Source organism: uncultured Alsobacter sp. (assembly GCF_945952055.1).
Lineage (GTDB): Bacteria > Pseudomonadota > Alphaproteobacteria > Rhizobiales > Beijerinckiaceae > Alsobacter.
Genome location: NZ_CAMFHB010000005.1, coordinates 39,320 through 65,561, shown reverse-complemented (window position 1 = coordinate 65,561; position 26,242 = coordinate 39,320). Strand labels below are relative to the sequence as shown.

The following is a 26,242-nucleotide window of genomic DNA, read 5'->3' as shown; positions in this document are numbered from 1 at the left end:
GGGCCCGGTTCAAAAGCGCACCGCCCCGACGACGGTGAACCGATTCGAGTCGGGTCCTCCGTCGTCGCGATAGGCACGGCCGAATTCGATGGTGACGCTGGCTTGCGAGAACACGTCGATGGCCGACAGCACGCGCAGCCCGAGGCCGATGGAGCTTGCGCGCGTGGTCGCCTGTTCCACCGCCGTCGGCTTGCTCAGGGAGAGGCCGGCGGTGGCGGCGAAGACGTAGGGGGCGACCCGCCACTGCAACTCCTCGAAGCGGACGTCCCACGGCGACGAGACTTCGCCGCGCACGACCCATCCGCTGTCGCCGCCGAGCGCGCCGGCGTTGAAGGTCGAGAGCTCCTGGAACGAGGCGAAGCCGATCTGCTCGGCCTGGGGTAGGGCCTGGTTGAACGAGGTCTGCGCGCGGGCATAGAGCGCCACGTCCGCGTGGTCGAACAGCCGCTTGCCGTAGCTCGCGGCGACCTCGAGCTTCTGGAACTCGGGCGACGACCCCGTCCGCGAGAGAGGGTAGAACGATGCGGCGGTTCCGGAGCGGGCGCCGAACGCGGGAAGCCCGAAGGACAGCGTCGCCTTGCCGGACACGAGGCCGAGCGTGTCGGTGTTGTAGGCCGCGTCCGACGACAGGCGCAGCACCCGCAGCCGGTCCTTCGCCACCGGCGTGTGCTGCTGGGCGAAGAGAACCCCCTGCAGGGCGTTCTCGATGTCGAACGACAGTTCCGAGGACACGGTCAGGGCACGAGACCGGATCCAGGGGTAGCGCAATCGGCCCGAGACGCGGTCGAAGGTGCTGTAGGACTGCAGCGCCGGCAGGCCCGGTGCCGGCTTCGGCGTGGTCCGGCTCTTGGCGGCCTCGAGGTTGAAGGTGAGCCCGTCCTGGCCCAGCGGCACGACCACGCCCGCGGCGAGGGTGCGGACGCGCGGATCCTCGTCCACGAGACCGCCGTTGCCGTTGGTCGTGTTGCCCAGGTGCCCCGCGGCCCTCAGGTAGATGAGCTCACCCTGGGACAGGACCGAGTTGGCGTCCAGGCCGACGGTCGTCTGGGAGCGGCCGAGCTGCCCGGACAGGGTGTTGTCGAAACCCACGAAGGATCCGAGCGCGTGGTAGCGCGGCTCCAGGACCAGGACCGTGGTCCCGGGGGTCTTGCCCGCCTTCAGGGCCGAGCGCAGCGCGACGCCGGGCGTGTCGCCGGCGATCAGGAGCCGCCGCTCGATCTCGGCGAGCGTGAGGCCCCTGCGGCCGACGAGGGGTTCGACCACGGCCGCGATGCGGCCTTTGATCCGGTCGGACATGGTGCGGTAGTCAACGCGCTCGATCACGCCGTCGACCACCGCCAGCTTGAGCAGGCCGCCGTCCTTCAGCGTCTGCGCGGGCAGCACCACGCGCATCAGCACGAAGCCCGCCCGGGCATAGGCGGCTTCCAGCTCGCGAACCGCGGCGAAGATCTCGGACGCGGGGATCCTCCGGCCGACGAGGCGTGCCTTCAGGGCCGCCAGCTCGCCGGTCCTGTCGGGCACGTCACCGACGACGGCGACGCCCGACAGGGTGACCGAGAGGCGGTCGGCGCCCTCGGGCGTATCGAGGCCGGGCTGCCCCGAGAACACGATGGACCCGCCGGAGCGCGTCGCGGCGGGACGAAAGCTGGGGGGCGTGATCTGGGAGGCGGACTGGGCCAATGCGCCCTCCGAACCGGCGGCCGCGATCACCACGCCGGCAAGGCAGAGAGGGAGTACCCGCAAATGACGAGTCACAACCATCGGGGGTCATATGTCCTAATCAACCCCTGCTTCTTAAACACAAGACGTGTGATTCGCGTAAACAGACTGGTGACTTACTGACTTTCTACCCTGGAGCGAGTCGAATTCGGAAAGTCGAATCCGTTCCGCGGTCCTCGCGCCTGCGTCCTCGCCTCGCTGCCGACAATCCTCGCCGGGCTCCTCGTCCGCTCGGGCGGCGGCATTAGCCAGCTGGAAATCACGCCTGGAGTAAACAGGGGCATGAACGCCCTTCCGAGGTGTCGATGATCCTGGCTCTCCTGCGCGCGCGACCGGCCCGGCCGTCGCGGCGGACGACGCGGACGCTGGCCGCCGCCGTCGCCTCGGCCATCCTGGCGGTGGCCATGGCGGCGGGCTTCCCGGCCCGCGCGCACGCCGAGCGCCGGGTCGCGCTGGTGATCGGCAACGCGGCCTATGCCGCCTTGCCGCAGCTCGACAAGCCCGCCAACGACGCGGCCGACATCCGGTCTGCGCTCGAGGCGCTCGGCTTCGAGGTGCGCCTGGGCGTCGACCTCGACCTGGGCGCGATGCGCGCGCTCATCGACGCGTTCGCGCGCGACGCCCGCACCGCCGACGTGTCGCTGTTCTACTATTCCGGCCACGGCTTCCAGCTGGGCGGCGCCAACGTCCTCGCGCCGGTGGACTTCAAGGGTCCCGACAGCATCCGGTCCGGCACGATCGCCGTCCAGGACGTGCTGGCGAGCCTGGAGGGAGGCGCGGGCGGCGCCGGGGCGGATCGGGGGCCGATCCACCTGATCTTCCTGGACGCCTGTCGGAACAACCCGCTCAAGGGTCGGCCCGGAGCCGACCAGCAGGTGCTGCGCGACGGCCTCGCGCCCGTCCCCAAGCGGCCGAACTTCCTGATGGCCTATGCCACGCTGCCCGATGCCTATTCGTACGAGGGCGACGCCGGACGAAACAGCTTCTACGCCAAGGCCTTCCTCACCCATGTCGGCACCCCGGGCCAGCCGCTGGAGCGGTTCATGCTCAAGGTGCGCAGCGAGGTCTTCCGGCAGACGGGCGGCGCGCAGTCGCCGGTGGACGAAAGCGCGCTCCTGAGGGAGTTCACCTTCGCCCAGGGCGAAGAGGACCTGGCGAGCCTGGAGACCCAGCTCTGGCAGTACGCATCCGCGACCGGCAGCACGAGCCTGATGGACGCCTACCTGCGCCGCTACCCCGCGGGCGTGCACGCCGCCGCCGCCCGCGACCGCATCCGGGTCGCCGCGCTGTCGCCGCAGGCCGCGCCGACCGGCCTTTCGCGAGGGCTCGTCGCCGGCGAGGAGGAGAAGCTCTGGGCGCTCGCCAGCCGCATGCGCGACCGCGCGCTCGTGCAGGAGTATCTGCGCCGCTTCCCGTCGGGGGCCCACGGTCCGGCGGCCCGCAGCCTGCTGCAGGCCGCGCCGGCGGCCGGCGACGACACCCCCGGCGCGCTCTGCGCGCGGCTAGCCACGCACGACCATGACGGTACGGACGCGGTGCGCGGCGTGCCCTGGGAGATGCTGGTCGACCAGGCCCAGGCCGCGGTGAAGGCCTGCGAGGCCGCCGCCGTGCGCTGGCCGGACGATCCGCTCTACAAGACGCACCTGGCGCGCGCGCTGAGCGCGGCCGGACGCCAGAGCGAGGCCATTCCCCTGTTCGAGGCCGCGGCCAGGGCCGGCAACGCCCGGGCGATGGTGAGCATCGGCCTGGCGCTGAAGCAGGGCACCGTCGTGCCCAAGGACGAGGAGGCCGCCTTCGCCTGGTTCGAGAAGGCCGCCGAAACCGGCTTCGAGGACGGCGTGATCAGCCTGACCAACGGCCTTCTGACTGACCCCAGGCGGCGCGATCGCGCGCGGGCGGTGCAACTCCTGACGAAGGCCGCCGATCTCGGATCCGCCAAGGCGACCTTCAATCTGGCGGTGATCGCCAACGAGGAGAAGCGCCAGGCCGAGGCGGCGCGCCTCTTCGAGCAGGCCGGCGATCTCGGCTATGCCGACGGCTACACCATCGCGGCCGCGTTCCTCGACAGTCCCAAGATGGGCCCCGTTCGCAATCCGGAGCGCTCGGCGAAGGTCATCCTGAAGGCGGCCGCCGCCGACACCGGGAGCTTCGTGCAGTCCTTCGCTATGAAGGCCTACACCGTGGAGACCGTGGCAAGCCTGGGCCGGCAGCTGCGCGCCATGGGGCACCTGTCCGGCGCCAAGCCCGGCGAGGCCGCCTTGAAGGACGCACTGCGCAGCTGGAGCGCCTACGGCAGCAACCCGAAGATGGCGAGCCGCTGAGCCGGATCGCGGCGCGGCACCCGGCCTTCAGCCGACGGGGCGCGTCTCGACCCGCCGGTTGGCGGGGTCCAGCGGATTGGCCGTCCGCGGCATGGTCCGGCCGAAGCCCTTGGCGATCAGCTGGCCGGGCGGCACGCCCTGCTCGGCGAGGAAGCGCACGACGGCCGCGGCGCGCTGTTCGGACAGGGCCTGGTTGTAGTCGTCGCTCCCCTGGCCGTCGGTGTGGCCGGCGACCTCGAACTTGAGCCCGACGAGCTTGGGCGACTTCAGCGCCTTGGCGAACTCCGCCAGGTTGCGCTTCGCCTCCGGCCGCAGCACGAAGCTGTCCCGCTCGAAGGTGACGACGAGGTCCATGGGCGCCGCCGGTGCGCCGACGGACGCCGGCACCGTCGCCGTGGTCTGGCATTCGTCCTCGGTGCCGAAGCAGACGGCCTTCTGCTTGCCCAGGCCCTGCTTTCCAACGTCCTGCGGCGCGAAGCGGTTGACGATCTCGTCGGCCGAATAGGCGGTCTGCGCCACGGCCTGGCCGGACAGGGGCGCTGCCAAGATGGCGATCGCGAGCATGCCGATCGGGCGGGGCAGCGCTTTCAGGAAGCGGTACTGGGTCATGGCGGGCAGGTCCGGTTGGGGCGTCGGGGCGTGGAAATGTCCTTGCCGGTCGTCGTCGGATCACGGTGTCCAGGGTTTGGCGTCGGTCGGCGCGACCGCGGCCGTCGGGCGCCAATAAGCCGCGGCCACGGCCGCACCGTCACCCCTCTCCCGCACCTCCTCGAGGAGTGCCGCGAGCCTGGCCTCGCCCGTCCGCCCCTTGCCACCCAGGCTGCGGAGCGGCTTGTCGGTGGCGATGGCGAGCGCGAGCTGCGGCTTCTCCAGGCTCGCCGCCGGCAGGCTGGGCCGCGCCGAGAGGACCGCCAGGCCGTCGCGACGGCGCAGCTGCGGGGTGAGGTCGTACAGCGTTCCGTCGTGGGCCACGACGACCAGCGCGAGCGAGCGGCTGCCGAGGTTCGACACCACGGCCGCGAGCGGCTGGCCCGGCCGCACGAGCGTGCGGGGCATGAAGATCTGCGGACCGGCCTCGTTGCCCCAGGCCAGCTCCTTCATGAGCGTGACGGCGCCGCATTGCGCCGGGCTGACGAGACGGGCGCGGATCTGCGCCTCGGCGCCGAAGCGGGTCTTGAACGCGTCGTCGAGGGCCGAGAACGGTGCCGGCACGGGCCCGAAGGCCTCCACCCGCAGCGCGCTTTCGCCGGAGCCGGCGGCCACGCCCATGGGACGAGCCGCGAAGCAGTCGCCGCCCGCATAGGAGCGCAGGAAGTCATCGACGCGCGAGCGGGCCGAGGAGACGGCGGCGGTCTCGTCCGCGGTGACGTGCGAGTCCCTGGCCGTCGCGGCCGCCAGCACCGCGGGCCGGGTCGCCGGATCCGGCACGGGCGCCTGCCCGGGCCGCGACTCGACCAGCCGCTCGCGTTCGCCGCGCGCGAGGTCGGCGTAGAAGCCCTTGCCGTTGCGGGCGAGGAAGACGTCCCACGCGGCTGCCGTGCCGGCGCGGCGAGCGGCCATGAACTCGGCCTGGACCGCCGTGTCCGCAGCCGCGTCGGATGCCGCGAGCCGCAGCGGCTGCGCCGCCGCGGGCGGCACGAAGTAGAAATCGTCGGCGGGCAGCGAGCCGTAGACGTAGGGCTCCTGCCGCCGGCCCGTGGACTTGAGCACGTCGTCGCGCACCGCGCGGAACACCTTGTTGAGCTCGAGCCCCTGCGTGCTCACCGCCTTCGCCAGGGCGGTGACGAAGGGGCTGTTCTGCCCGTCTCCGTCGAGCGCCACCTGCCCGACCTTGGCGGCGTAGGCGACGAGGGTGCCGCCGTCCGGATCGACCCGGGCCAGGCCGCGCGTGGTCGACCGCGTGGCGGACGATGTGCGCATCTGGGGGGCGAAGGGATTGTTGCGGCAGGCGTCGACGATCACCAGGCGCAGCTTCCTCGCGCCTTCGACCGACTGCAGCACCTGGTCCAGCGCCACCGTCTCGAATGGGACGTCGCGGTCGGTCTGCAGCCGCGCATCGACGGGAACCAGGAAGTTCTGGCCGCCCATCTCGAGCCCATGGCCCGCATAGTAGACGATGGCCCAGTCGGCCCGCTCGGCGTCGCTGGCGAAGTCGCGCAGCGTGCGCCGCATCGCCTCGCCGCTCAGGTCCGTCTCGATCCTGACCTCGAAGCCGGCTTTGCCGAGCGCCTCCGAAAGCAGGGCGACGTCCTTGGGCGGGTTGAGCAGGGGGCTGACGCCCTGGTAGCCCGCATTGCCGATCAGAAGGGCGATGCGCGTCTCGGCCCGGGCGCCCAGGGGCACCAGCCACAGCCATGCCGCGAGGGCGGCAGCGCACCAACGACCGACCTGGACCATGAGACCTCGCCACCCCGTTGACGGCCGGCGGAGCCGCGCCGAACTGGCCCGGTGCTACCATGGGTGACGTTAAGGTTCATTTGCCGAGCCCTGCTCGAAATCGAGAAAGCTCTTGGTTTATCAAACGCTAAGGCGGGACGCGCCGGAGCGGCTCCGGCCGTGCCGCGCGAGAGGGCAGCGCGGCACGTCCGGGGTCCGTTGGCCGGCGTCGAAGGCGGTGCCGGCGTTCTGGCGCGCCACGTCACTGGCGCCGCCGGCGCGTCTCGGCCCGCCGGGCGAGTTCGCCGGTCGGATCGATGTCGCGCGGCAGCGCCGAGACGTCGGACACGTCCGAGCGGGACAGGCCGATGTCGGCCAGTTCGTGGTCCGTCAGGCGCGCGACCTCGGCGAAGCGCGCCCGCGCCTCGTAGAAGCGCACCGGAAACAGCAACGCGCGAAGGGTGGCCCGGCCGAACCGGCCTGCGGCGGTCGGCAGGGGGGCGAGCGGGGTCGTTCCCGGCCGCGAGGCCGGGCTGCGGTAGAGCAGCGCAAACATGGTCTTCTCCCGTGGGCGTCTGAGCGCGGCGAACGCCGGCTCCATGCGGGGCGCCCCGGTTTTCGATCCGGGCGACGCACCGCCGATGCAAGTCAGGATGCCGCGCCTCAATTGATCGGTCCAACGAATGCTTGTAATGTGTCCTATCAGTGATGGAGATGGAACATGCTCGACACCGACCAGCTGCGAAGCTTCGTGTCCATCGTCGATACCGGCAGCTTCACCCGGGCGGCGGAGCGCGTGAACAAGACCCAGTCGGCCGTCTCGATGCACATCCGCCGGCTCGAGGAGCAGCTGGGCCGGCCTCTCTTCGCCAAGAACGGGCGCGGCGTGCGGCTGACCGACGACGGCGAGAAGCTCGTCGACTATGCCCGCCAGATGCTGCAGCTGGAGGCGGCGGCCTTCGCCAGCGTGTCCAACAAGGCACTTGCCGGCAAGATCCGTCTCGGCATCCCGGACGACTATGCCGAATCCTTCCTGCCCGACATCCTGACCCGCTTCATTCGCCGGCATCCCCTCGTCGAGGTGTCGGTGATCTGCGAATCCTCCCTGCAGTTGCATGAGCGCGTCACCGCCAAGGACCTGGACCTGGCCATCGTCACGGAATGTGCCGACCTGAAGGGGGCCGAGATCCTGCGCGAGGAGCCGTTACGCTGGGCCGTGGGGGCGACGTCGCGTATCCACGAGATGCGGCCGCTGCCGCTGGCGCTGTCGGGCCCGGCCTGCGCCTGGCGCCGCAACGCGATCAGCGCGCTGGACGCCGCCGGCATCGGCTGGCGCCAGGTGGTGGTGTCGGCCAATCAGGCCGCGATCAGCGCCGTGGTGCAGGCGGGCATCGCCGTCACCGTCTTCCCGGAGAGCGCGCTTCGCTCGGGCCAACGCCTGATCGACGGCCGCGAGGGATTGCCGGCGCTGGGCCCGAATCGCATCGGGCTCCTGGAGGGCGCCGGCCGGCGCACGGCCGAGGGCCTCGCGCTGGCCGAGGAGATCCGCTGCGCCCTGCGCTGCAGCCAGCGGCCCGCCGCCGAGGCCCGGGCCTCGGACCCCGTGCTGCCGATCCCGGTCGAGGCCATGCGCCAGCGCCGCAGGATGATCGCCGCGGAGTGACGCGGCGCTCCGGCGTCACTCGCCGGGTGCCTTGGCCGACACCGCCAGCGCGTGAAGCCCGCGCGCGAACGCGTCGGCGGCGAGAGCGTTGACCATGCGATGACGCTCGACCCTGCTCTTGCCACGGAAGGCTTCGGCCACCACTTCAACCCTGAAGTGGGTTTCTCCCCCCTCGCGCCAACCGCCATGGCCGATGTGGCCGTCCGATTCGTCGATGACGGCCAGGGACACTGGGGCCAGGGCCTCCTCGATTCTCGTCGTGATGAGTTCGGCCATCCGCATCGTCCGTCTCCTCCTGCAGGCGATCCCGCGCCACGGTCCGGTCCTCTGAACCGGAGCCCGGCCGGGGCCTCGCCTGTGTCCTGCCGGTCGCGGCGCCGTGCCGCGTACCAGCCCCTCGGCCGCCGCGCTTGCTCACGGCGCCCAACCACCCATAATGCCCCTGTCATGAATCTCAACTCGCGCATCTTCGACCGCATTCGCTCCCGCCCGCGCCGCGCCGAGGACGCGCGCGCCAGCGTCGATGCGCCCGGGTGCGAGCACCCCGGCTGCACGGCCAAGGGCGAGCACCGGGCGCCCAAGGGGCGCGGCCAGGAAGGCCAGTACTGGCGCTTCTGCATCGACCACGTGCGCGCCTACAACCAGTCCTACAATTACTTCTCGGGCATGACCGACGACGCGATCGCCCGCTACCAGAAGGAGGCGATCGTCGGTCATCGCCCCACCTGGAGCATGGGAACGCACGGGCCGGGAGCCAAGCCGGCCGCCGCCGAGCCCAGCGGGGAATTCGTCTACAACGATCCCTTCGGCGTGTTCCGCGCGGCGGGATTCGCCGGGCGCGCCGCGCCGGAGCCCGAGGGACGCCGGCCGGGCGTGGGCCCGGTCGCCCGCCGGGCCTACGAGACGCTGGGGCTCGAGGAAACGGCCGACGCGGCCGCGGTGAAGGCCCGCTACAAGGCCCTCGTGAAGCAGGTTCACCCGGATGCGAACGGCGGCGACCGCTCGCTCGAGGACCGGCTTCGCGAGATCATCAATGCCTACAACACGCTGAAGGCGGCCGGCCTCGCCTGACCGGCGGGCTCCGAACCTTCGGCCAGGGCGGGAGAACCGGGGAAGAGCCGCGCCTGTCGTCTGGCTGGCGCGACGCTTGCGAATTGCCTAGGGCCCTGTAAGCCCTTAATGATGCCTGAAGGACTGTCGCCCGCGGCTCGGACGCGTGGCGGCCCCGCGGGGCAAGTGCCTCGCCTGCGCCAGTGAGGAACGATGTCTGCCACGACTGCAACGGTGCCGGGTCTGCCCGACATGAAGGTGTCGGCTCGCCAGCTGTTCGGAATCGACACCGACATGGAAGTGCCCGCCTACCGCGAGGCTGAGGCCCATGTCCCGGATCTCGACCCGGACTATCTCTTCGATCGCGACACGACCCTCGCCATCCTGGCAGGGTTTGCCCGCAATCGCCGCGTGATGATCACCGGCTACCACGGCACCGGCAAATCGACCCACATCGAGCAGGTCGCCGCCCGGCTGAAGTGGCCCTGCGTGCGCATCAACCTCGACAGCCACGTCTCGCGCATCGATCTCGTCGGCAAGGACGCGATCGTGCTCAAGGAAGGCAAGCAGGTCACCGAGTTCCAGGACGGCATCCTGCCGTGGGCCCTGCAGAACAACGTGGCTCTCGTGTTCGACGAATACGACGCGGGCCGTCCGGACGTGATGTTCGTGATCCAGCGCGTGCTCGAGGTGTCCGGCAAGCTGACGCTCCTCGACCAGAAGCGCGTCATCCGGCCGCATCCGGCCTTCCGCCTCTTCGCCACCGCCAACACGGTGGGCCTGGGCGACACGTCGGGCCTCTATCACGGCACCCAGCAGATCAACCAGGGCCAGATGGACCGCTGGTCGATCGTCTCGACGCTGAACTACCTCCCGCACGACAAGGAGGTCGACATCATCCTGGCCAAGGCCAAGCACCTGACCGGCAAGGAAGGGCGCGACACCGCCAACAAGATGGTCCGCGTCGCCGACCTCACCCGCAACGCCTTCATCAACGGCGACCTGTCGACGGTGATGAGCCCGCGCACGGTGATCACCTGGGCCGAGAACGCCGACATCTTCAAGAACCTCGGCTTCGCCTTCCGCCTGACCTTCCTGAACAAGTGCGACGAGCTCGAGCGCCCGCTGGTGGCCGAGTTCTACCAGCGCGCTTTCGGGCAGGAACTGCCGGAGAGCGCCGTCAACGTGGCTCTGAGCTGACCAGGAGTCCGCCGGCCCCCCGGCGGACGGGACCAACGTGAGCGCACCGACCAACCGCAAGCCCGCCCAGGCGAAGGAAGCGCCGGCCGAACCCTTCAAGCGTTCGGTCGCAAGCTGCCTGCGCGCCATCGCCCGCAACCGCGACCTGGAAGTCACCTACGGCTCCGACCGGCCGTCGCTGACCCCCGAGCGCGCGCGCCTGCCCGATCCGCCCCGCAAGATGTCGGCGACGGACGCCGCGATCGTGCGCGGCCATGCCGACGCCATGGCGCTCCGGCTGGCCTGCCACGACCAGGGCCTGCACAAGCGCCTCGCCCCGGAGGGACAGGCGGCGCGTGCCGTGTTCGATGCCGTCGAGCAGGCGCGCGTGGAGGCCATCGGCTCCAAGCGGATGGCCGGTGTGGCCGGCAACCTGTCGGCGATGCTCGAGGACCGCTATCACCGCGGCAACTACCACGAGATCACCGAGCGGGCCGATGCGCCGCTCGAGGATGCGCTGGCCATGATCGCGCGCGAGCGCATGACCGGCCTGAAGCCGCCCAAGGCGGCCCAGCGCATCGTCGACCTGTGGCGCCCCTGGATCGAGGAGAAGGCCGGCGCCGAGCTCGACAAGCTCGGCGACAGCCTCGAGAACCAGCGCAGCTTCGCCCGCTCCGTGCGCGACCTCCTGGTCAGCCTGGACATGGCCGAGGATTCCTCCGCCGACCAGGACGACAGCCAGGACGAGGACGAATCGTCGGAGGAGGGTGAGGAGCAGGATCCGCAGGAGGGTGAGTCCGAGGAGCTTCAGCCCTCCGACCGCAGCGAGGCGGAGCGCTCCGAGGAAGCCACCGACGAGATGGAAGAGGGCATGTCGGAGCAGGCCGAAGGGCCGACCGGCGAGATGCCCGAGGATGTCGACGAGGCCGACGGCGAGGACCCGTCCGAGGCCTGGCGGCCGCCGACCTCGAGCGCCAAGGATGCCCGTGCGCCGGACTACAAGGCGTTCACCGGAAAGTTCGACGAGACCATCTCGGCCGAGGATCTCTGCGACGCCGACGAACTGGCGCGCCTGCGCGCCTATCTCGACAAGCAGCTCGGCCATCTCCAGGGCGTCGTCGCCCGTCTCGCCAACCGCCTGCAGCGCCGCCTGATGGCGCAGCAGAACCGGGCCTGGGAGTTCGACCTCGAGGAAGGCCAGCTCGACCCGGTGCGCCTGCCGCGCATCATCATCGATCCCTTCCAGTCGATGTCGTTCAAGCGCGAGAAGGACACCAACTTCCGCGACACGGTGGTCACGCTGCTGATCGACAATTCGGGGTCCATGCGCGGGCGCCCGATCACCGTCGCGGCGACCTGCGGCGACATCCTCGCCCGCACCCTCGAGCGCTGCGGCGTGAAGGTCGAGATCCTCGGCTTCACCACCCGGGCGTGGAAGGGCGGGCAGTCGCGCGAGGCCTGGCTGCAGGCCGGCAAGCCGGCCAATCCGGGGCGCCTGAACGACCTGCGCCACATCGTCTACAAGTCGGCCGACGCCCCCTGGCGGCGGGCGCGCAAGAATCTCGGCCTGATGATGCGCGAGGGCCTGCTGAAGGAGAACATCGACGGAGAGGCGCTGGACTGGGCCCACAAGCGCCTCTTGGCGCGGACCGAGCAGCGCAAGATCCTGATGATGATCTCGGACGGCGCGCCGGTCGACGACAGCACGCTGTCGGTCAATCCGGGCAACTATCTCGAGCGGCACCTGCGCTGGGTGATCGAGGAAATCGAGAACCGCTCGCCGGTCGAGCTGATCGCGATCGGCATCGGGCACGACGTGACGCGCTACTACCGGCGCGCCGTCACCATCGTCGACGCCGAGGAGCTGGGCGGCGCGATGACGGAGAAGCTGGCCGAGCTGTTCGACGACAACGCGTCGTCGCCGGCACCGCGGCGCGCGGGCGGCCGCCGGGCGTGAGCGAACCGACCCGTCGCTCCGCGCTGGGCGCCCTGGCCGGTGCGGCGGGCGTCCTCGCGACCGCGGGACGGAGCGGCCGCGCCCATGCGGCGCCGCCCATGGAGGCGCGCCCCGTCGCGATCCGGGCGGTTCCCATCGATCGCTTCTCGCTGCGCAATCCGGACCTGGTGCGATTCGGCAGCCTCGACTTCCTGGGCGGGATCGAACTCAGCTGCCCCGACGAGCGCTTCGGCGGATGGTCGGCCCTGGCCGTCTCGCCCGATGGGTCCCGCCTCACCTCGGTCAGCGACAAGGGGACCTGGCTGACGGCGACGCTCGTCACGCGCGGGGACGCTCCCCTCGGCCTCACCGACGCGATGCTGGCGCCGGTGATCGGGCCGGACGGGCGCCCCGTGGCCGGCACGAGGCGGTGGGATTGCGAGAGCCTCGCGATCCAGGACGGCACCACCTGGATCGGGCTCGAACGCGTCAACGAGGTGCTGCGCTTTTCCATCGGCAAGGACGGTCTTGCAGCCCGCGGCGTGCCGATCCCGGTGCCGCCGGACGTCAAGCGGTTCTCGGCCAATCGCGGGCTGGAGGCTCTCGCCCTCGTGCCGTCCGGTCCCTATGCCGGCAGCCTGATCGGCGTCGGGGAGCGCCCCTTCGACGGCCGCGACGGACCGGTCTCGCCCGGCTTCTTCATCACCGGTCCGTCGGGCGGCTTCGAGATCGTCCGGCGCGACGGGTTCGACATCACCGATGCCGCCTTCCTGCCCTCGGGCGACCTGCTCCTGCTGGAACGGCGCTTCGCCTGGCTGTCGGGGATCGCGATGCGCATCCGCCGGTTCGACGGACGGGCCCTGCGCCCGGGAGCCCGCCTGGACGGCGACACGCTGGTCAGCGCCGACATGGCCATGCACATCGACAACATGGAGGGCCTGTGCGTCCATCGCGCCGCCGATGGCGGCACGATCCTCACGCTGATCTCCGACGACAACTTCAACGTCCTGCAGCGAACGCTGCTGCTGCGGTTCCGGCTGGCCGGGGCCTGAGCCGGAAACGGCAACGCGGGTTCAGCGCCGGGGGGCGAGGGCCTCGACCGGACGCACGATGGACAGCAGCGCGCCGTAGGGCAGCAGCGCGACGAGCGCCAGCCCGACCTTCACCGCGAAGTCGCACACGGCGAGGCTCACCCACAGCGGCATCGGAGCGAGCCCGAAGAACGACACGGTGCCGGACATCTCCGGATCGCCGGCGAAGGCCAGCGAGAAGAACAGCGCGGTGTCGAGGGCGGAACCGACGATGCTCCCGGCCAGGGGTGCGTGCCACCAGGCCTGCCGGCGCAGACGGTTGAAGACCGTGACGTCGAGCAACTGGCCCACGAGATAGGCGGTGCCCGAGGCCAGCGCGATGCGCGGGGTGGCCAGCGCGATCGACAGGATGACCGCGATCACGAAGCCGACGGCCACGAGCCGGCGGGCGACGCCCGCTCCGTAGCGGCGGTTGGTGAGGTCGGTGACGAGGAACGAGACGGGGTAGGTGAAGGCGCCCCAGGTCAGGTAGTCGCCGAGGCCCCAATAGGGGAACGGGTGCTGGACCAGCACGTTCGAGGCGACGACCACCAGGGCCATGGCCGCGACGGGCAGGCCGAGGGTGCGGACGCTGGAGGTGAAGCCGTCGCTCATCGCACATGCCCCTCTGGCGGCTGAAAAGAAAAAAGCCTCGCGCGGTGGCGAGGCTTCATCATTCTGTCGGCAGGCGCGAGTTACTGCGCGGCCGCCTCGGCGCTCTTCTTCTGGATGGCGCGCTTCAGCTCGCGGGCGCCCTGCGACAGCTCTTCCTCGTGGGCTTTGGCCAGGAAGGCGTCCAGACCGCCACGGTGCTCCACCGAACGCAGGGCGTTCGCCGACACGCGCAGCCGCACCGAACGCTGAAGAGCGTCGGACTGCAGGGTCACGTTGAACAGGTTGGGCAGGAACCGCCGCTTGGTCTTGCGGTTCGAGTGGCTGACAAGGTGCCCGACCTGCACGCCCTTGCCCGTCAATTCACACCGACGCGCCATGGTTTTACGTCCTTGTTCCGGTTTCGCGCTTCCCGTGGCCTTGTCGCTCTGGACAAGCCACCCGCCATAAAGACAGATGGCGGCCGAAGCCGCCGCCGGGATCACGCAGCAATCAAAGGTCGCGGTTCTATAGTGGAGGGGGACTTGAGCGTCAAGTCGCGCCGAGGGCCCCGAATCAGGCACAATGGGCCGTCACGAAACGGACTCTTTCCGCCGGTGCCCTTGTGGGGCAGGGTAACTGGATCGTGGTGAACGGTTCTACGCCAGGAACGTGCTTCTCAACGCCAGGAACGTGCTTCGACCCCCGAATGAGCATGCCCACGACATCCGACGAGGCCCGGCAGGGCCGCCGCTTCCTGCAGTCCCTGACCGCGGGCTGGCATTTCGTGCTCGCTGCGACGGTCGCGACGACCCTCATCGGAGCGGCCGCGGGAGCCGTGCGCGCCGACAGCCTCGACGTGCAATACGACCTGAGCCTCGCGGGCCTGCCGATCGGTACGGCGGCGATGGGCGGGACGGTGAGCCCGGGCAACTACAAGGTGGACGTGCGGGCCCGCATGACCGGCCTCGCCGGCCTGCTCACGGGCGGCAAGGGCGCCGGCACGTCCTCGGGCACGACCTCCGGCATGCGGGTGGTGCCGAGTGCCTACGCGCTGACCTCGACCAACTCGAACGGCACCTACACGGTGCGCATGGCGCTGAGCTCCGGCTCGGTCGCGGCCGTCGACATCAATCCTCCGCTCGACGAGAAGGTGGACCGGGTGCCGCTCCTGGACACCCACAAGCGCAACGTGGTCGATCCCGTCGGTGCCCTGCTGATGCCGGTGGCCAGGCCGGGACCGCTCCTCGATCCCGCATCCTGCAACCGGACGATCCCGGTGTTCGACGGCGCGGGGCGATTCGACGTGACGCTCACCTATGTCGGCACCGAGAAGGTGGACATCCAGGGTTATCGCGGACCGGTGCTGGTGTGCGCCGCGCGCTACAACCCCATCGCCGGCCACCGCACGGGCCGCAAGGCCACCCAGTTCATGGCGGACAACACCGACATGTCGACCTGGCTGGCACCCGTCGAGAATGCCCGCATGCTGGTGCCGGTGAAGATCTCGGTCCGCACCATGATCGGTACCACGGTCATCGAGGCCACCCGCTTCGCGACCGGCCGCTCGACCGCCTCGGGCGCCGCGCCGAAGGGCGACGCCGGCAACCCGAACTGACTGAACGGCCTGATCGTTTCGGACACTCCGAGCGGGGGCCGCTTCGGACCGGGCGAAGGCCTCACAGCCTCCCGGTCTTGCAGAACGCGTCGAGCGCCGCGCGCGGCGTGTCGAGGTCGAAGCCCTGGGCGGCGATCCAGGCCGAATCGTAGTAGCTCTTGAGATAGCGCTCGCCCGGGTCGCAGATCAGGGTGACGATGCTGCCCGTCTCGCCGGCGGCCAGCATCTCGCCGGCCAGCGTCAGCGCGCCCCAGACGTTGGTGCCGGTGGAGCCGCCACATTTGCGGCCCAGCACCGTCTCCAGCCAGTGGATGGCCGCGATGGAGGCCGCGTCCGGGACGCCCAGCATGCGGTCGACGACGCTGCGCAGGAACGACGGTTCGACGCGCGGGCGGCCGATGCCCTCGATGCGCGACGGCTTGCCCGAGGTGAGGCTTGCGTCGCCGGTCTCGAAGTAAGGCAGGAACACCGAATTCTCGGGATCGACCACCGCGAGCTGCGTCTGACCGCACAGGGTGGCGGAATAGCGGATGTAGCGGCCGATCGTCGACGACGTGCCGCCGGTGCCGGCGCTCACCACGATCCAGCGCGGCACCGGAAAGCGCTCCCGCGCCATCTGCGCGAAGATGGATTCGGCGATGTTGTTGTTGCCGCGCCAGTCGGTCGCGCGCTCGGCGAAGGTGAACTGGTCCATGTAGTGGCCGCCGAGCCTGTCGGCGAGCTCGCGCGCCTCCGCATAGATCCGCGCCGCCGGCACCTTGCGGCACTCTCCGCCATAGAAGGCGATGGCCGCGATCTTTTCCGGCGCGGTAGTCTCCGGCACCACGGCGATGAAGGGCAGCCCGAGCAGGCGCGCGAAATACGCCTCGGAGATCGCGGTCGAGCCCGACGACGATTCCACCACGGGCATGCCCTTGCGGATCCAGCCGTTGCACAGCCCGTAGAGGAACAGCGAGCGGGCGAGCCGGTGCTTCAGGCTGCCGGACGGGTGGGTCGATTCGTCCTTGAGGTAGAGGTCGACGCCCTGCAGGCAGGGCAGGTCGAGCTTCACGAGATGGGTGTCGGCCGAGCGATTGAAGTCGGCCCCGATGGCGGCCACCGCATCGCGGACCCAGGCGGCGTCTGCATCGATCGTGTGGGGCACCGGCGGGCTCCTCGCTCGTCCTCAGCCGCCGACGCGGCTGGCGGCAATGTTGATGGTGAGCGCGACGATGGCGGTGTTGTAGGCGAAGGCGAGCACGCCGTGAACGAGGGCGAGCCTGCGCATCGAGCGCGAGGTGATGTCGATGTCGGCGGTCGCCGTGGCGCAGCCGATCACGAAGGAGAAGTAGAGAAAGTCGCCATAGTCCGGCTGCGTGCAGCCGGGCACGTCGAGGCCGCCATGCTCGCCGTCGCCGTCCGGGGCATAGAACCGGTGGGCATAGTGCACGGCGAACATCGTGTGCGTGAACAGCCAGGACAGCAGCACGGTCGCGCCCGCCACCGCATAGGACCGCCACGGCACGCCGCCCGCGGTCGTCGCGGTCGCCAACTCCACCACGATGGCCACGAAGCTCGCGACGATGCAGGCGATCAGGACGGCGAGGATGACGGGCGCGCTGTCGTCGTTCGCCGAGGCGCGCCGCCGCATGTCGCCGGCATGCGACCGAACCATCATCACGCCCGTCAGGACGAGGTAGATCAGGGCAAAGGCGTCCCACGCCACGAGCGCCTGGGTGACGACCCGGCCCTCGGATCGGGCCGTCAGGACCATGAAGATGGCCAGTCCGAGCCCCAGCGCCACAAGCAGGCGCGGCCGTGCCCTGGTGAAGCCGACGAGGCGGGCCCGGGCGCGGGCCAGCGTGCTCACGAGCGCCGCTCGGCCGCGAAGCGCGCGGCCTCGCGCAGCCGATCGGCGGCGGGCCCGAAGCCGGCGAGGCTCTCCACGGCGTCGCGCGCCAGGCGGTCGCGCTCGGCCCGTGCCTCCTCCAGCCCCAGGATCCCGACGAGCGTGCCCTTGCCCCGGGCGGCGTCCTTGCCCGTCGCCTTGCCCATGGCGGCGGAGGAGGCTTCCACGTCGAGGATGTCGTCGGCGACCTGGAACGCGGCGCCCAGCGCCTTGCCGTAGGCGAGCAGCGCCTTGCGCTCGGCCGGGGCGGCTCGCCCCAGAATGGCGCCGGCCTCCGCCGCGAAGGCGAGCAGGGCGCCGGTCTTCATGGCCTGCAGCCGGCGGATGGCCGGGGCGTCGAGGGTGAGCGGGCGGCCGCCGTCGTAGCGTCCCTCCGCCTCCAGGTCGAGCATCTGGCCACCGGCCATGCCGCCCAGCCCCGAACCGCGCGCGAGGCCCAGCACCAGGTCCGCCCGCACCGACGGCTCGGCATGGGTGGCGGGGTCGGCCATCACGTCGAAGGCGAAGGTGAGCAGCGCGTCGCCGGCCAGGATCGCGGCGGCCTCGTCCATGTGCCGGTGCAGCGTCGGGCGGCCGCGGCGCAGGTCGTCGTCGTCCATCGCCGGCAGGTCGTCGTGCACCAGGGAATAGCAGTGCACCATCTCCAGCGCAGAGGCGGCGCGCAGGACCCCCTCGCCCGAGGCGCCGAACAGCGCCGCGCTCTCCACCATGAGGAAGGGGCGCAGGCGCTTGCCGCCGCCCAGCGCCGCATAGCGCATGGCGTCCGTCAGCCGCGCGGGTCGTGCGATCTCGCCGGGCTGGACGGTGGCGGCGAGGAGCCCGTCGAGCGTGCGCTCGATCGCATCGGCGCAGGCCGAAAGCGCGGCTTCGAAGCTGAGGGCAGTGGTGCTGGCCATGGCGGGCGTCCGGAACGCGTCCCATCCGGCTTGCCCCAGCCGTTGAGTTCGGTCAAGGCTCGGGAATGGCGGGCAGCAGGACAACCGGCGGGGGAACAGTGAACGTGGTCCGCACCGTGATGCGCTGGACGTTCCGCCTCGTCGTCGGCCTCGTGGTGCTCTTCCTGGCGCTCACGGCGCTGTGGGCGGTGGTGCCGCCCGTCTCGACGCTGATGCTGGGCCGCTGGGCCACCCTGCAACCGGTCGATCGGCGCTGGGTGCCGCTGGAGCGCATCTCGCCACGCCTGGTCTCGGCGGTGATCATGTCGGAGGACGCCCGCTACTGTGAGCACCGGGGCGTGGATTTCGACGCGCTGCGCGACGTCATCTCCGACGCCGAGGACGGCAGCCCGTCGCGCGGGGCCTCCACCATCACCATGCAGACCGCCAAGAACCTGTTTCTGTGGCCGTCGCGGTCCTACGTGCGCAAGGCGCTCGAGATCCCGCTGGCGCTGTGGCTGGACCTCGTCTGGTCGAAGCGCCGGATCATGGAGGTCTATCTCAACATCGCCGAATGGGGCCCAGGCGTCTTCGGCGCGGAGGCTGGCGCGCGCAGCCAGTTCGGCAAGGCCGCCGCGGACCTGGGCACCCGGGAGGCCGCGCTGATGGCGACCTCCCTGCCGAACCCCCTCAAGCGGAACGCCGGCCGGGCTAGCCGCGGCCACCAGCGCCTCGCCGCCGTCGTGGCGGCACGCATGGCCAGCGCCGAGCCGTGGACGCGCTGCGTGCTGCGCTGAGGCCCTCGCGGGGCCCCGCGAAAAAGAGGTCAGCGGCTACTGGCGTTTCCGTGAGCTTGCCTGTATAAGCCCGGCTTCGAATTCGCGGCCGGCGGCTGCGGGCGCCGCGCGCCCGTGCCCGGGGTCGCCGACCACACCGGAGAGTGACATGGCCGTTCCGAAGAGAAAGACCTCGCCGTCCCGGCGCGGCATGCGTCGTTCCGCCGACGCCCTGAAGCAGCCCACCTATGTCGAGGACAAGGACTCGGGCGAGCTGCGCCGTCCCCACCACATCGACCTGAAGACCGGCATGTACCGCGGTCGCCAGGTGTTGAAGGTGAAGTCGGAAGCCTGATCGCTTCCACCATCGACAACTGCTGAGAGCCGGCCTTCGGGTCGGCTTTTTGCGTCTTTGGGGCTCAGCGGAGCTCACGTTTCGCCTGCCCGGCAACCAGTCAGCCGTCCTGCCCCGGCGAGGCAAGGCAAGGGTCGAGCGTGCGGGACGAGGGGGCCGTGGCGTGAGCTCCGGACGGCCGCCCGCAAGGCAGGCGCGCCGCGGCACGCCGGGTCGCTCAGGCGTCGAGGTCGAGGCTTTGCAGCGGGCCACCGGGGCGCCTCAGCGCCAGGCCGTCGCGATAGGCGGCCGCGCCGACGTCCGGCTCGGCGCGCATCCGCTGGCGCGCCTGGGGCACGCCCGCCCGCATGGCGAGAAGCTGGGTCAGGAAGGCGGCCTGGGGCCGCACCGTGGGACCGGGACGCTCGGAGGGCCCCGCCGTCATGGCGACGATCCAGCGCCCGGCCGCAGCGGTCCGCCCGGTGTCGATCTCCGGGTCGTGCGCGTCCATGCGGGGCGGGTGGTCGGTCATGACAATGCGGTTTCAACGCGTCCCAAGTTCTTAACTCCTTCTTAACGCTGTCGCGAGCACCGTGCACGCGGGAACGTGTGCCATGGTTAGCGGTGATGGGAGCGGCCGTGGCGCACCGGACGCCATGGGGGACGCAGCGTTGACCGGCATGCATGCACCAGATGACCGCGCTTCGGCGGTGCGCGACCGTGACGAGTCCCCTGCCGGCGCGGACCTGCGCGGTATCCTCGGCTCCATCGGCGAGACGGTCTACGACTGGGACATGACCGACGACCGGCTGACCTGGGGCGCCCAGGCCATGGCCGTGCTGCGCGCCGCCTCGCCGGCCGCCATCGCATCCGGGCGCGCCTATGCCCGCCTGATCGTGCCGGGCGATGGACGCTCGCGCTACGACACGGTGACGACATCCACCGACCGCGACGCCGGACAGGGCGTCGCCTTCCAGACCGTCTATGCCGTGAAGACCGCCGGGGCCGAGGTCCTGCGCGTCGAGGACACCGGGCGCTGGTTCGCCGGGCTCGACGGCAAGCCGATCCGCGTCCATGGGGTCGTGCGCGTGCTGCCGGCGCAGGCCGGGGGCGGCCTGGCCACGCAGGCCGCGGGCGCGGATCCCCTCACCGGAGCGCTGACGCGCGCGCAGCTCCTGGACCTGCTCGCCGACCAGATCAGCCGGTCGCGCAAGTCCCATGGCTCCTTCGCCATGCTGCTGTTCGGCATCGAGTCCCTCGGCGAGATCAACGAGGCCTACGGCTTCGACGTGGCCGACGAACTCATCGCCGGGGTCGCCCAGCGGCTTCGCTCGGTGATGCGCCGGGCCGATGCCATGGCGCGCGTCGCCGGAAACAAGCTCGCCATCGTGCTCACCGGATGCACCGAGGACCAGCTGCCCGTTGCGGCGGCCCGCTTCCTCGGTTCGTTGCGCGACGCCGCCATCCAGACCTCCGCCGGGGCCCTGGCAGCCAGCGTGCGCGCTGGCGGCGTGCTGCTGCCGCGCTTCGGCCACACGGTCCAGGACGCGCTGCTGCATGCCGACGAGGCCCTGGCCGCGGCGCGCGCCTCGGTGTCGGATGCCTACGTTGCCTATTCCCCCGACCGGCGCCGTGACACGCGCCGGATGGGCAATCGCCGCTTCACCGACGAGGTCGTGGCCGCGCTCAACGAGCAGCGCGTGACGCTGGCCCGCCAGCCCATCGTCCATGCCGGCACGCGCAAGGTGGCGATGCGCGAGGCGCTCATGCGCATCAAGCGCACCGACGGCTCCGTGATGGCCGCCGCCTCCGTCATCCCGATGGTGGAAAAGCTCGGCTTCATGCCGATGCTGGACCAGCGCGTGCTGGACCTCGCCTTGGCCGACCTCCAGGACGATCCGCAGGCGCGGCTCTCGATCAACGTCTCGCCCGCGAGCCTGCGCAGCCCCGACTGGCTCGCCGCTCTGGCGGCCCGTCTGAGCGCGCGGCCCGACCTCGCCGGCCGGCTCGTGGTGGAGATGACGGAGACCTGCCTCGTCGACGACGTGGAGGCCATGCGCCAGCGCCTCGCGGCGATGAAGGAGCTCGGCCTCCGGCTGGCGGTGGACGACTTCGGCTCCGGCCACACGTCCTTCCGGCACCTGCGCGCCCTGCCGTTCGACATCGTCAAGATCGACGGGGCTTTCGTGCAGAACATCGGCCGCTCGACCGACGACCGCTTCTTCGTGCGCACGCTCCTGGACCTCGCCCGGCACCTGGGCGTCGAGGTGGTGGCCGAATGGGTCACCGACGAGACGGCCGCCCAGATGCTCACCGACTGGGGCGTCACCTACCTGCAGGGCGAGCTGTTCGACGACGCGGCGGCGGGCACCATGCCGGCCCGCGCGGTGGCGTGAGGCGGATCCACGCCCCTGCCTACCGCTGGTGTCGATCCTGAGGGCTTTTAAGTCTGGCTGCGATGCAGCTCAGCGACTGAGTTTTCCAGTTCGCAACTCCCTCTCCGCCGTCCTGCCCGGGCCTGGCCCGGGCATCCACGACTCTGCTGGGCCATTCTCAAGTCGTGGGTGGCCGGGCCAAGCCCGGCCATGACGCGGAGAGGGTGAGGCAAGCTGGAGTCACCGACGATTCACGCGCTCTCAGGATGAGGGGTGATGCTTCACCATCCAGAGAAGAGGGGTCGCGCCCGCGCGTCTCAGCTGCCCGACAGCTTGTCGAGCCGCTTCTGGACTTCGGTCAGCTGGCGCTTGAGCTCGTCGATCTCGCCGGGCGGGTCCGCCTTGGCGGGTTCCGCAGGAGCGGCCGCCTCGGGCTCCGTCGCGCCGCCCTGCATCGTGAACGGCGTGAACATGCGCAGCGCATCGCGGAACATGGCGATGTTCTTCTGGACCTGGTCATCCACGGCGTGGAAGGCCACGGTGCCGAACGGGTTCGCGCCGAAGGCGGTGTCCATCTGCTCGCGGAAGGCCTGGTGGTTCTGCGCCAGCGTGTGCAGCGAGTGTTCCAGGTAGCGGGGCACGAGGGCCTGCATGCTGTCGCCGTAGTAGCGGATCAGCTGGCGGAGGAAGGTGATGGGGAGGAGGTTCTGCCCCTCCTTGCCTTCCTGCTCGAAGATGATCTGGGCCAGCACGGGGCGGGTGATGTCCTCGCTGGTCTTCGCGTCGTAGACGACGAAGTCCTCGCCGCCCTTCACCATGGCGGCAAGATCGTCCAGCGTGACGTAGGTGCTGGTGCCCGTATGGTACAGACGACGGTTCGCGTACTTCTTGATGACCGTCGGTTTCTTCTCAGTCGCCATGAGCCGTCCGTCGAACCCCCCTGCCGGCCAATTCCACATCCGCCGGAGGGCGAACCGTAGCGTCTTTGCGGCAGCGCGAAAACAGAATTCCTCCAACTTTGGTCAGGGATTGGGCAAGATGCAAAACGAAAGAACGATGCGGCACGGCGTTTGGGCGGCTTGACGCCCGCGCGCTGCCGTCCGAAAGATCGCGACAGAGATGACAGGGGCGTCCATTTCGCAGGTGCGGAAGGCCCTCGCCGAACTCCCGGAGGAACACCATGGCCACGGATATCGTCGTCGTCAGTGCCGCCCGCACCGCGGTCGGATCGTTCAACGGGGCGCTCTCGTCGCTGCCGGCCCATGAGCTGGGCGCCGTCGCGGTGAAGGCCGCCGTCGAGCGCGCCGGGATCGCGCCGGGCGACGTGGACGAGGTCATCCTCGGCCAGATCCTCGCCGCCGGGCAGGGCCAAAACCCCGCCCGCCAGGCCGCCATGAAGGCCGGCATCCCGCAGGAAAAGACGGCGTGGGGCCTCAACCAGCTCTGCGGCTCGGGCCTGCGCGCGGTGGCGCTCGGCCTGCAGCAGATCGCCAACGGCGACGCCAGCGTCATCGTGGCGGGCGGCCAGGAGAGCATGTCCCAGGCCCAGCACGTCGCGCACCTGCGCAACGGCACCAAGATGGGCGACATGAAGTTCGTCGATTCGATGCTGCGCGACGGCCTGATGGACGCCTTCCACGGCTACCACATGGGCAACACGGCCGAGAACATCGCGACCCGCTGGCAGATCACCCGCGAGGAGCAGGACCAGTTCGCCGTGGCCTCGCAGAACAAGGCCGAGGCCGCCCAGAAGGCCGGCCGCTTCGCCGAGGAGATCGTTCCGGTGACGGTGCCCGGCCGCAAGGGCGACGTGATCGTCGACCAGGACGAGTACATCCGTCCCGGCACCACGATCGACGCGGTCGCCAAGCTGCGTCCCGCCTTCTCGAAGGACGGCACGGTGACGGCCGGCAACGCCTCGGGCATCAACGACGGCGCCGCCGCCGTCGTCCTCATGACGGCGGCCGAGGCCAGCAAGCGCGGTCTCACCCCGCTGGCCCGCATCGCCTCCTGGGCGACCGCCGGCGTCGATCCCGCGATCATGGGCTCGGGCCCGATCCCGGCCTCCCGCAAGGCCCTCGAGAAGGCCGGCTGGAGCGTCAACGATCTCGACCTGATCGAGGCCAACGAGGCCTTCGCGGCCCAGGCGATCGCGGTCAACAAGGACCTCGGCTGGGACACCTCCAAGGTCAACGTCAACGGCGGCGCGATCGCCATCGGTCACCCGATCGGCGCCTCGGGCGCGCGTGTCTTCGTGACGCTGCTGCACGAAATGAAGCGTCGCGGTGCCAAGAAGGGCCTTGCGACGTTGTGCATCGGCGGCGGCATGGGCATCGCGCTCACCGTCGAGCGCTGATCGACACGAAGCTTGGGCGCTCCGACGAACGGGGCGCCCCAACCTGACATCGGAGGGGAGACGCATGGCACGGGTAGCAGTGGTCACCGGCGGCACGCGCGGCATCGGCGCGGCCATCTCGAAGGCCCTTCATGCGAAGGGCTACAAGGTCGCGGCGAACTACGCCGGCAACGACGAGGCCGCCCAGAAGTTCAAGGCCGAGACCGGCATCTCCGTCTACAAGTGGGACGTGTCCAACGCCGACGCCTGCGCCGCCGGCCTGAAGCAGGTCGAGGCCGAGCTCGGCCCGGTGGACGTGCTGGTCAACAACGCCGGCATCACCCGTGACGGCTTCTTCCAGAAGATGACCTTCGACCAGTGGAAGGCGGTCATCTCCACGAACCTCGACTCGATGTTCACGATGACCCGCCCGGTGATCGACGGCATGCGCGCCCGCAATTTCGGCCGCATCATCTCGATCTCGTCGGTGAACGGCCAGAAGGGCCAGATGGGCCAGACGAACTATTCGGCCGCCAAGGCCGGCGTCATCGGCTTCTCCAAGGCGCTCGCGCAGGAGAACGCGACCAAGGGCATCACCGTCAACGTGATCTCGCCCGGTTACGTCGCCACCGAGATGGTGCAGGCCGTGCCGGAAGAGGTGCTGAAGTCCAAGATCCTGCCGCAGATCCCGATCGGCCGCCTCGGCGAGGCCGAGGAGATCGCCGCCGCGGTGGTCTACCTGGCCAGCGACGAGGCCGCCTGGATCACCGGCTCCACGCTCACCATCAACGGCGGCCAGTACATGGCCTGAGCCGGCCTGGTGCTCGGAACGCGAAGGGCGGGGGTGACCCCGCCCTTTTTCGTTGGGTACTGGCGAGCCGCGAGACCTCGGCGCTCTTCCGAACGATGCGCCGACCCCTCCGGGCGTCCTGCCCGGGCTCGGCCCGGGCATCCACGACTCCTCTCAACCGCTCCAAGGTCGTGGGTGGCCGGGCCAAGCCCAGCCATGACGGCGGAGAAGTGAGCGCACACCGGTCTAGCGCGTCTACTCCCGCCCGAGCCGCTGCCCGGTGCCCTTGTCGAACACGTGCACCTGCGACGCGGCGATGGTCAGCGCGAGCGCCTTGGTGTCCACCGGAATGCGGCCCGTCTGGGCCTGGATGACCATGGTGGCGCCGCCCAGCGTGCCGTGGAAGAGCTGCGTGGCGCCGAGCTCCTCGACGAAGTCGACCGCCATGGCACCCGCCGTGCCGGCGGCCGCGGGCGTCGCCTCGAGGTCCTCCGGGCGCAGGCCGACTTCGATGTCCGTGCCGGTGGCCACGCCCGCCCGGATGTCGTCGACCGCGAGGTCCAGGCCGCCCACGCTGACGCGGCCCGGGCCGGTAACGCGGCCGGGAAGCATGTTCATGGGTGGCGAGCCGATGAAGGTGGCCACGAAAGTCGTCGCCGGGCGGCGATAGACGTCGGTGGCCGTGCCGATCTGCTCCATGCGCCCGCCGTTCATCACCACGAGGATGTCGGAGAGCGTCATCGCCTCGACCTGGTCGTGGGTGACGTAGATCGAGGTGACGCCGAGCGCGCGCTGCAGCTTCTTGATCTCGACGCGCATCTGCACGCGCAGCTTGGCGTCGAGGTTCGAGAGCGGCTCGTCGAACAGGAACACCTGCGGCTTGCGCACGATGGCGCGGCCCATGGCGACGCGCTGGCGCTGGCCGCCGGAGAGCGCGCGCGGCTTGCGCTCCAGGAACGGCTCGATGGCCAGGATCTTGGAGGCCTCGCGCACGCGCTTGTCGATCTCGTCCTTGGGCGTGCCGCGGTTGCGCAGCCCATAGGCGATGTTGTCGTAGACGCTCATGTGCGGGTAGAGCGCGTAGTTCTGGAACACCATGGCGATGTCCCGGTCGGCCGGCTCGACCTGGTTGACCACGCGCCCGCCGATGGCGATCTCGCCGCCGGAAATCGTCTCGAGCCCGGCGACCATGCGCAACAGCGTGGACTTGCCGCAGCCGGACGGCCCCACCAGCACGCACAGGGAGCCGTGCGGGATGTCGAGGCTCACGCCCTTCACCGCCTCGACGTTGCCGGCGTAGACCTTGCGGACGCCGCTCAGGGTTACTTCCGCCAAATCACTTCTCC

General features: G+C 70.5%; 25 protein-coding genes. 12 read left to right on the top strand and 13 right to left on the bottom strand.

The genetic code is table 11. The annotated features are described in order from the left end of the window. Positions 1-9 precede the first annotated feature (9 nt). A complete protein-coding gene (locus tag Q0Q47_RS05450; protein ID WP_293855562.1) occupies positions 10-1,680 on the bottom strand; it encodes a ShlB/FhaC/HecB family hemolysin secretion/activation protein in 1,671 nt (556 codons plus the stop codon). Between the two features lie 344 nt (positions 1,681-2,024). Between Q0Q47_RS05450 and Q0Q47_RS05445 the strand changes: the two genes are divergently transcribed. Beyond that, entirely contained in the window at positions 2,025-4,040 is a 2,016-nt protein-coding gene (locus Q0Q47_RS05445) for a caspase family protein (RefSeq protein WP_293855559.1), read from the top strand. 27 nt (positions 4,041-4,067) lie between these two features. On the opposite strand, the gene Q0Q47_RS05440 is transcribed toward Q0Q47_RS05445, so the two are convergent. The 3 genes from Q0Q47_RS05440 to Q0Q47_RS05430 all read right to left on the bottom strand — a co-directional run bounded on the left by Q0Q47_RS05440 (position 4,068) and on the right by Q0Q47_RS05430 (position 6,972). Further along, the gene (locus Q0Q47_RS05440; RefSeq protein WP_293855556.1) at positions 4,068-4,649 is read right to left on the bottom strand and encodes an OmpA family protein; all 582 of its coding nucleotides are present in this window, start codon (positions 4,647-4,649) and stop codon (positions 4,068-4,070) included. Positions 4,650-4,709: 60 nt separating this feature from the next. Next, positions 4,710-6,437, bottom strand: coding sequence for a caspase family protein (locus tag Q0Q47_RS05435; RefSeq protein ID WP_293855553.1), 1,728 nt, complete (start codon positions 6,435-6,437; stop codon positions 4,710-4,712). A gap of 241 nt (positions 6,438-6,678) precedes the next feature. Further along, positions 6,679-6,972, bottom strand: coding sequence for a DUF1127 domain-containing protein (locus tag Q0Q47_RS05430; protein WP_293855550.1), 294 nt, complete (start codon positions 6,970-6,972; stop codon positions 6,679-6,681). 165 nt (positions 6,973-7,137) lie between these two features. Between Q0Q47_RS05430 and Q0Q47_RS05425 the strand changes: the two genes are divergently transcribed. Next, entirely contained in the window at positions 7,138-8,079 is a 942-nt protein-coding gene (locus Q0Q47_RS05425) for a LysR family transcriptional regulator (protein ID WP_293855547.1), read from the top strand. Between the two features lie 15 nt (positions 8,080-8,094). Here the strand turns inward: Q0Q47_RS05425 and Q0Q47_RS05420 are convergent, their stop codons facing one another. Next, a complete protein-coding gene (locus tag Q0Q47_RS05420) occupies positions 8,095-8,361 on the bottom strand; it encodes a BolA family transcriptional regulator (protein ID WP_293855544.1) in 267 nt (88 codons plus the stop codon). 165 nt (positions 8,362-8,526) lie between these two features. Here Q0Q47_RS05420 and Q0Q47_RS05415 point away from each other — a divergent pair, with 165 nt between their 5' ends. From Q0Q47_RS05415 to Q0Q47_RS05400, 4 genes are all read left to right on the top strand, one after another. Further along, positions 8,527-9,150 (top strand): J domain-containing protein, encoded by a 624-nt coding sequence (locus Q0Q47_RS05415; protein ID WP_293855541.1) that lies wholly within the window; start codon positions 8,527-8,529, stop codon positions 9,148-9,150. Positions 9,151-9,342: 192 nt separating this feature from the next. Then, positions 9,343-10,329 (top strand): cobaltochelatase subunit CobS, encoded by a 987-nt coding sequence (gene cobS, locus Q0Q47_RS05410; protein WP_293855538.1) that lies wholly within the window; start codon positions 9,343-9,345, stop codon positions 10,327-10,329. Positions 10,330-10,366: 37 nt separating this feature from the next. Then, the gene (cobT, locus tag Q0Q47_RS05405) at positions 10,367-12,265 is read left to right on the top strand and encodes a cobaltochelatase subunit CobT (RefSeq protein WP_293855535.1); all 1,899 of its coding nucleotides are present in this window, start codon (positions 10,367-10,369) and stop codon (positions 12,263-12,265) included. Beyond that, positions 12,262-13,296 (top strand): esterase-like activity of phytase family protein, encoded by a 1,035-nt coding sequence (locus tag Q0Q47_RS05400; protein WP_293855532.1) that lies wholly within the window; start codon positions 12,262-12,264, stop codon positions 13,294-13,296. The genes cobT and Q0Q47_RS05400 overlap by 4 nt, the downstream gene beginning before the upstream one ends. A gap of 21 nt (positions 13,297-13,317) precedes the next feature. Here the strand turns inward: Q0Q47_RS05400 and Q0Q47_RS05395 are convergent, their stop codons facing one another. Both Q0Q47_RS05395 and rpmB read right to left on the bottom strand, forming a co-directional pair. Continuing rightward, positions 13,318-13,929: a queuosine precursor transporter gene (locus tag Q0Q47_RS05395; protein WP_293855529.1), complete on the bottom strand. Its 612-nt coding sequence runs from the start codon at positions 13,927-13,929 to the stop codon at positions 13,318-13,320. 80 nt (positions 13,930-14,009) lie between these two features. After that, the gene (rpmB, locus tag Q0Q47_RS05390) at positions 14,010-14,306 is read right to left on the bottom strand and encodes a 50S ribosomal protein L28 (RefSeq protein WP_293855526.1); all 297 of its coding nucleotides are present in this window, start codon (positions 14,304-14,306) and stop codon (positions 14,010-14,012) included. 314 nt (positions 14,307-14,620) lie between these two features. Between rpmB and Q0Q47_RS05385 the strand changes: the two genes are divergently transcribed. Then, complete coding sequence (locus Q0Q47_RS05385; protein WP_293855523.1) at positions 14,621-15,523, top strand: DUF3108 domain-containing protein; 903 nt, start codon at positions 14,621-14,623, stop codon at positions 15,521-15,523. A gap of 61 nt (positions 15,524-15,584) precedes the next feature. On the opposite strand, the gene Q0Q47_RS05380 is transcribed toward Q0Q47_RS05385, so the two are convergent. The 3 genes from Q0Q47_RS05380 to Q0Q47_RS05370 are packed head-to-tail and all read right to left on the bottom strand — an operon-like array spanning position 15,585 to position 18,307. Further along, positions 15,585-16,667 carry a PLP-dependent cysteine synthase family protein gene (locus Q0Q47_RS05380; RefSeq protein ID WP_293855520.1) on the bottom strand — a complete coding sequence of 361 codons (1,083 nt, stop codon included), beginning with the start codon at positions 16,665-16,667 and terminating at the stop codon, positions 15,585-15,587. Between the two features lie 21 nt (positions 16,668-16,688). Next, positions 16,689-17,372: a DUF1345 domain-containing protein gene (locus Q0Q47_RS05375; RefSeq protein WP_293855517.1), complete on the bottom strand. Its 684-nt coding sequence runs from the start codon at positions 17,370-17,372 to the stop codon at positions 16,689-16,691. Then, positions 17,369-18,307: a polyprenyl synthetase family protein gene (locus tag Q0Q47_RS05370; RefSeq protein ID WP_293855514.1), complete on the bottom strand. Its 939-nt coding sequence runs from the start codon at positions 18,305-18,307 to the stop codon at positions 17,369-17,371. The genes Q0Q47_RS05375 and Q0Q47_RS05370 overlap by 4 nt, the downstream gene beginning before the upstream one ends. Positions 18,308-18,411: 104 nt before the next feature. On the opposite strand from Q0Q47_RS05370, the gene mtgA reads away from it, so the two are divergent. Both mtgA and rpmF read left to right on the top strand, forming a co-directional pair. Further along, positions 18,412-19,083 (top strand): monofunctional biosynthetic peptidoglycan transglycosylase, encoded by a 672-nt coding sequence (mtgA, locus tag Q0Q47_RS05365; RefSeq protein ID WP_293855511.1) that lies wholly within the window; start codon positions 18,412-18,414, stop codon positions 19,081-19,083. Positions 19,084-19,231: 148 nt separating this feature from the next. After that, entirely contained in the window at positions 19,232-19,417 is a 186-nt protein-coding gene (rpmF, locus tag Q0Q47_RS05360; protein ID WP_293855508.1) for a 50S ribosomal protein L32, read from the top strand. Positions 19,418-19,634: 217 nt separating this feature from the next. Here rpmF and Q0Q47_RS05355 read toward each other — a convergent pair whose 3' ends face one another. Continuing rightward, complete coding sequence (locus Q0Q47_RS05355; protein WP_293855505.1) at positions 19,635-19,928, bottom strand: hypothetical protein; 294 nt, start codon at positions 19,926-19,928, stop codon at positions 19,635-19,637. A 148-nt stretch (positions 19,929-20,076) separates the two neighbouring features. On the opposite strand from Q0Q47_RS05355, the gene Q0Q47_RS05350 reads away from it, so the two are divergent. Then, positions 20,077-21,792 (top strand): GGDEF and EAL domain-containing protein, encoded by a 1,716-nt coding sequence (locus Q0Q47_RS05350; protein ID WP_293855502.1) that lies wholly within the window; start codon positions 20,077-20,079, stop codon positions 21,790-21,792. A 296-nt stretch (positions 21,793-22,088) separates the two neighbouring features. Here the strand turns inward: Q0Q47_RS05350 and phaR are convergent, their stop codons facing one another. Next, a complete protein-coding gene (gene phaR / locus Q0Q47_RS05345) occupies positions 22,089-22,691 on the bottom strand; it encodes a polyhydroxyalkanoate synthesis repressor PhaR (protein ID WP_293855499.1) in 603 nt (200 codons plus the stop codon). A 260-nt stretch (positions 22,692-22,951) separates the two neighbouring features. Between phaR and Q0Q47_RS05340 the strand changes: the two genes are divergently transcribed. Together Q0Q47_RS05340 and phbB are read left to right on the top strand one after the other, a co-directional pair. Next, entirely contained in the window at positions 22,952-24,127 is a 1,176-nt protein-coding gene (locus tag Q0Q47_RS05340) for an acetyl-CoA C-acetyltransferase (RefSeq protein ID WP_293855496.1), read from the top strand. 64 nt (positions 24,128-24,191) lie between these two features. Then, entirely contained in the window at positions 24,192-24,917 is a 726-nt protein-coding gene (phbB, locus tag Q0Q47_RS05335) for an acetoacetyl-CoA reductase (protein ID WP_293855493.1), read from the top strand. Between the two features lie 234 nt (positions 24,918-25,151). Here phbB and ugpC read toward each other — a convergent pair whose 3' ends face one another. Next, a complete protein-coding gene (gene ugpC, locus Q0Q47_RS05330) occupies positions 25,152-26,231 on the bottom strand; it encodes a sn-glycerol-3-phosphate ABC transporter ATP-binding protein UgpC (protein WP_293855490.1) in 1,080 nt (359 codons plus the stop codon). Positions 26,232-26,242: the final 11 nt, after the last annotated feature.

Excerpts from the sequence above, each read along its gene's own strand:
- Q0Q47_RS05370 (WP_293855514.1), bottom strand. The coding sequence starts at position 18,307 with ATGGCCAGCACCACTGCCCTCAGCTTCGAAGCCGCGCTTTCGGCCTGC.
- Q0Q47_RS05425 (WP_293855547.1), top strand. The coding sequence starts at position 7,138 with ATGCTCGACACCGACCAGCTGCGAAGCTTCGTGTCCATCGTCGATACC.
- Q0Q47_RS05340 (WP_293855496.1), top strand. The coding sequence starts at position 22,952 with ATGGCCACGGATATCGTCGTCGTCAGTGCCGCCCGCACCGCGGTCGGA.
- Q0Q47_RS05385 (WP_293855523.1), top strand. The coding sequence starts at position 14,621 with ATGCCCACGACATCCGACGAGGCCCGGCAGGGCCGCCGCTTCCTGCAG.
- Q0Q47_RS05415 (WP_293855541.1), top strand. The coding sequence starts at position 8,527 with ATGAATCTCAACTCGCGCATCTTCGACCGCATTCGCTCCCGCCCGCGC.
- Q0Q47_RS05435 (WP_293855553.1), bottom strand. The coding sequence starts at position 6,437 with ATGGTCCAGGTCGGTCGTTGGTGCGCTGCCGCCCTCGCGGCATGGCTG.
- cobS (WP_293855538.1), top strand. The coding sequence starts at position 9,343 with ATGTCTGCCACGACTGCAACGGTGCCGGGTCTGCCCGACATGAAGGTG.
- rpmB (WP_293855526.1), bottom strand. The coding sequence starts at position 14,306 with ATGGCGCGTCGGTGTGAATTGACGGGCAAGGGCGTGCAGGTCGGGCAC.
- Q0Q47_RS05355 (WP_293855505.1), bottom strand. The coding sequence starts at position 19,928 with ATGACCGACCACCCGCCCCGCATGGACGCGCACGACCCGGAGATCGAC.
- Q0Q47_RS05420 (WP_293855544.1), bottom strand. The coding sequence starts at position 8,361 with ATGCGGATGGCCGAACTCATCACGACGAGAATCGAGGAGGCCCTGGCC.
- rpmF (WP_293855508.1), top strand. The coding sequence starts at position 19,232 with ATGGCCGTTCCGAAGAGAAAGACCTCGCCGTCCCGGCGCGGCATGCGT.
- Q0Q47_RS05440 (WP_293855556.1), bottom strand. The coding sequence starts at position 4,649 with ATGACCCAGTACCGCTTCCTGAAAGCGCTGCCCCGCCCGATCGGCATG.
- phaR (WP_293855499.1), bottom strand. The coding sequence starts at position 22,691 with ATGGCGACTGAGAAGAAACCGACGGTCATCAAGAAGTACGCGAACCGT.
- phbB (WP_293855493.1), top strand. The coding sequence starts at position 24,192 with ATGGCACGGGTAGCAGTGGTCACCGGCGGCACGCGCGGCATCGGCGCG.
- Q0Q47_RS05395 (WP_293855529.1), bottom strand. The coding sequence starts at position 13,929 with ATGAGCGACGGCTTCACCTCCAGCGTCCGCACCCTCGGCCTGCCCGTC.
- Q0Q47_RS05430 (WP_293855550.1), bottom strand. The coding sequence starts at position 6,972 with ATGTTTGCGCTGCTCTACCGCAGCCCGGCCTCGCGGCCGGGAACGACC.
- Q0Q47_RS05350 (WP_293855502.1), top strand. The coding sequence starts at position 20,077 with ATGCATGCACCAGATGACCGCGCTTCGGCGGTGCGCGACCGTGACGAG.
- Q0Q47_RS05445 (WP_293855559.1), top strand. The coding sequence starts at position 2,025 with ATGATCCTGGCTCTCCTGCGCGCGCGACCGGCCCGGCCGTCGCGGCGG.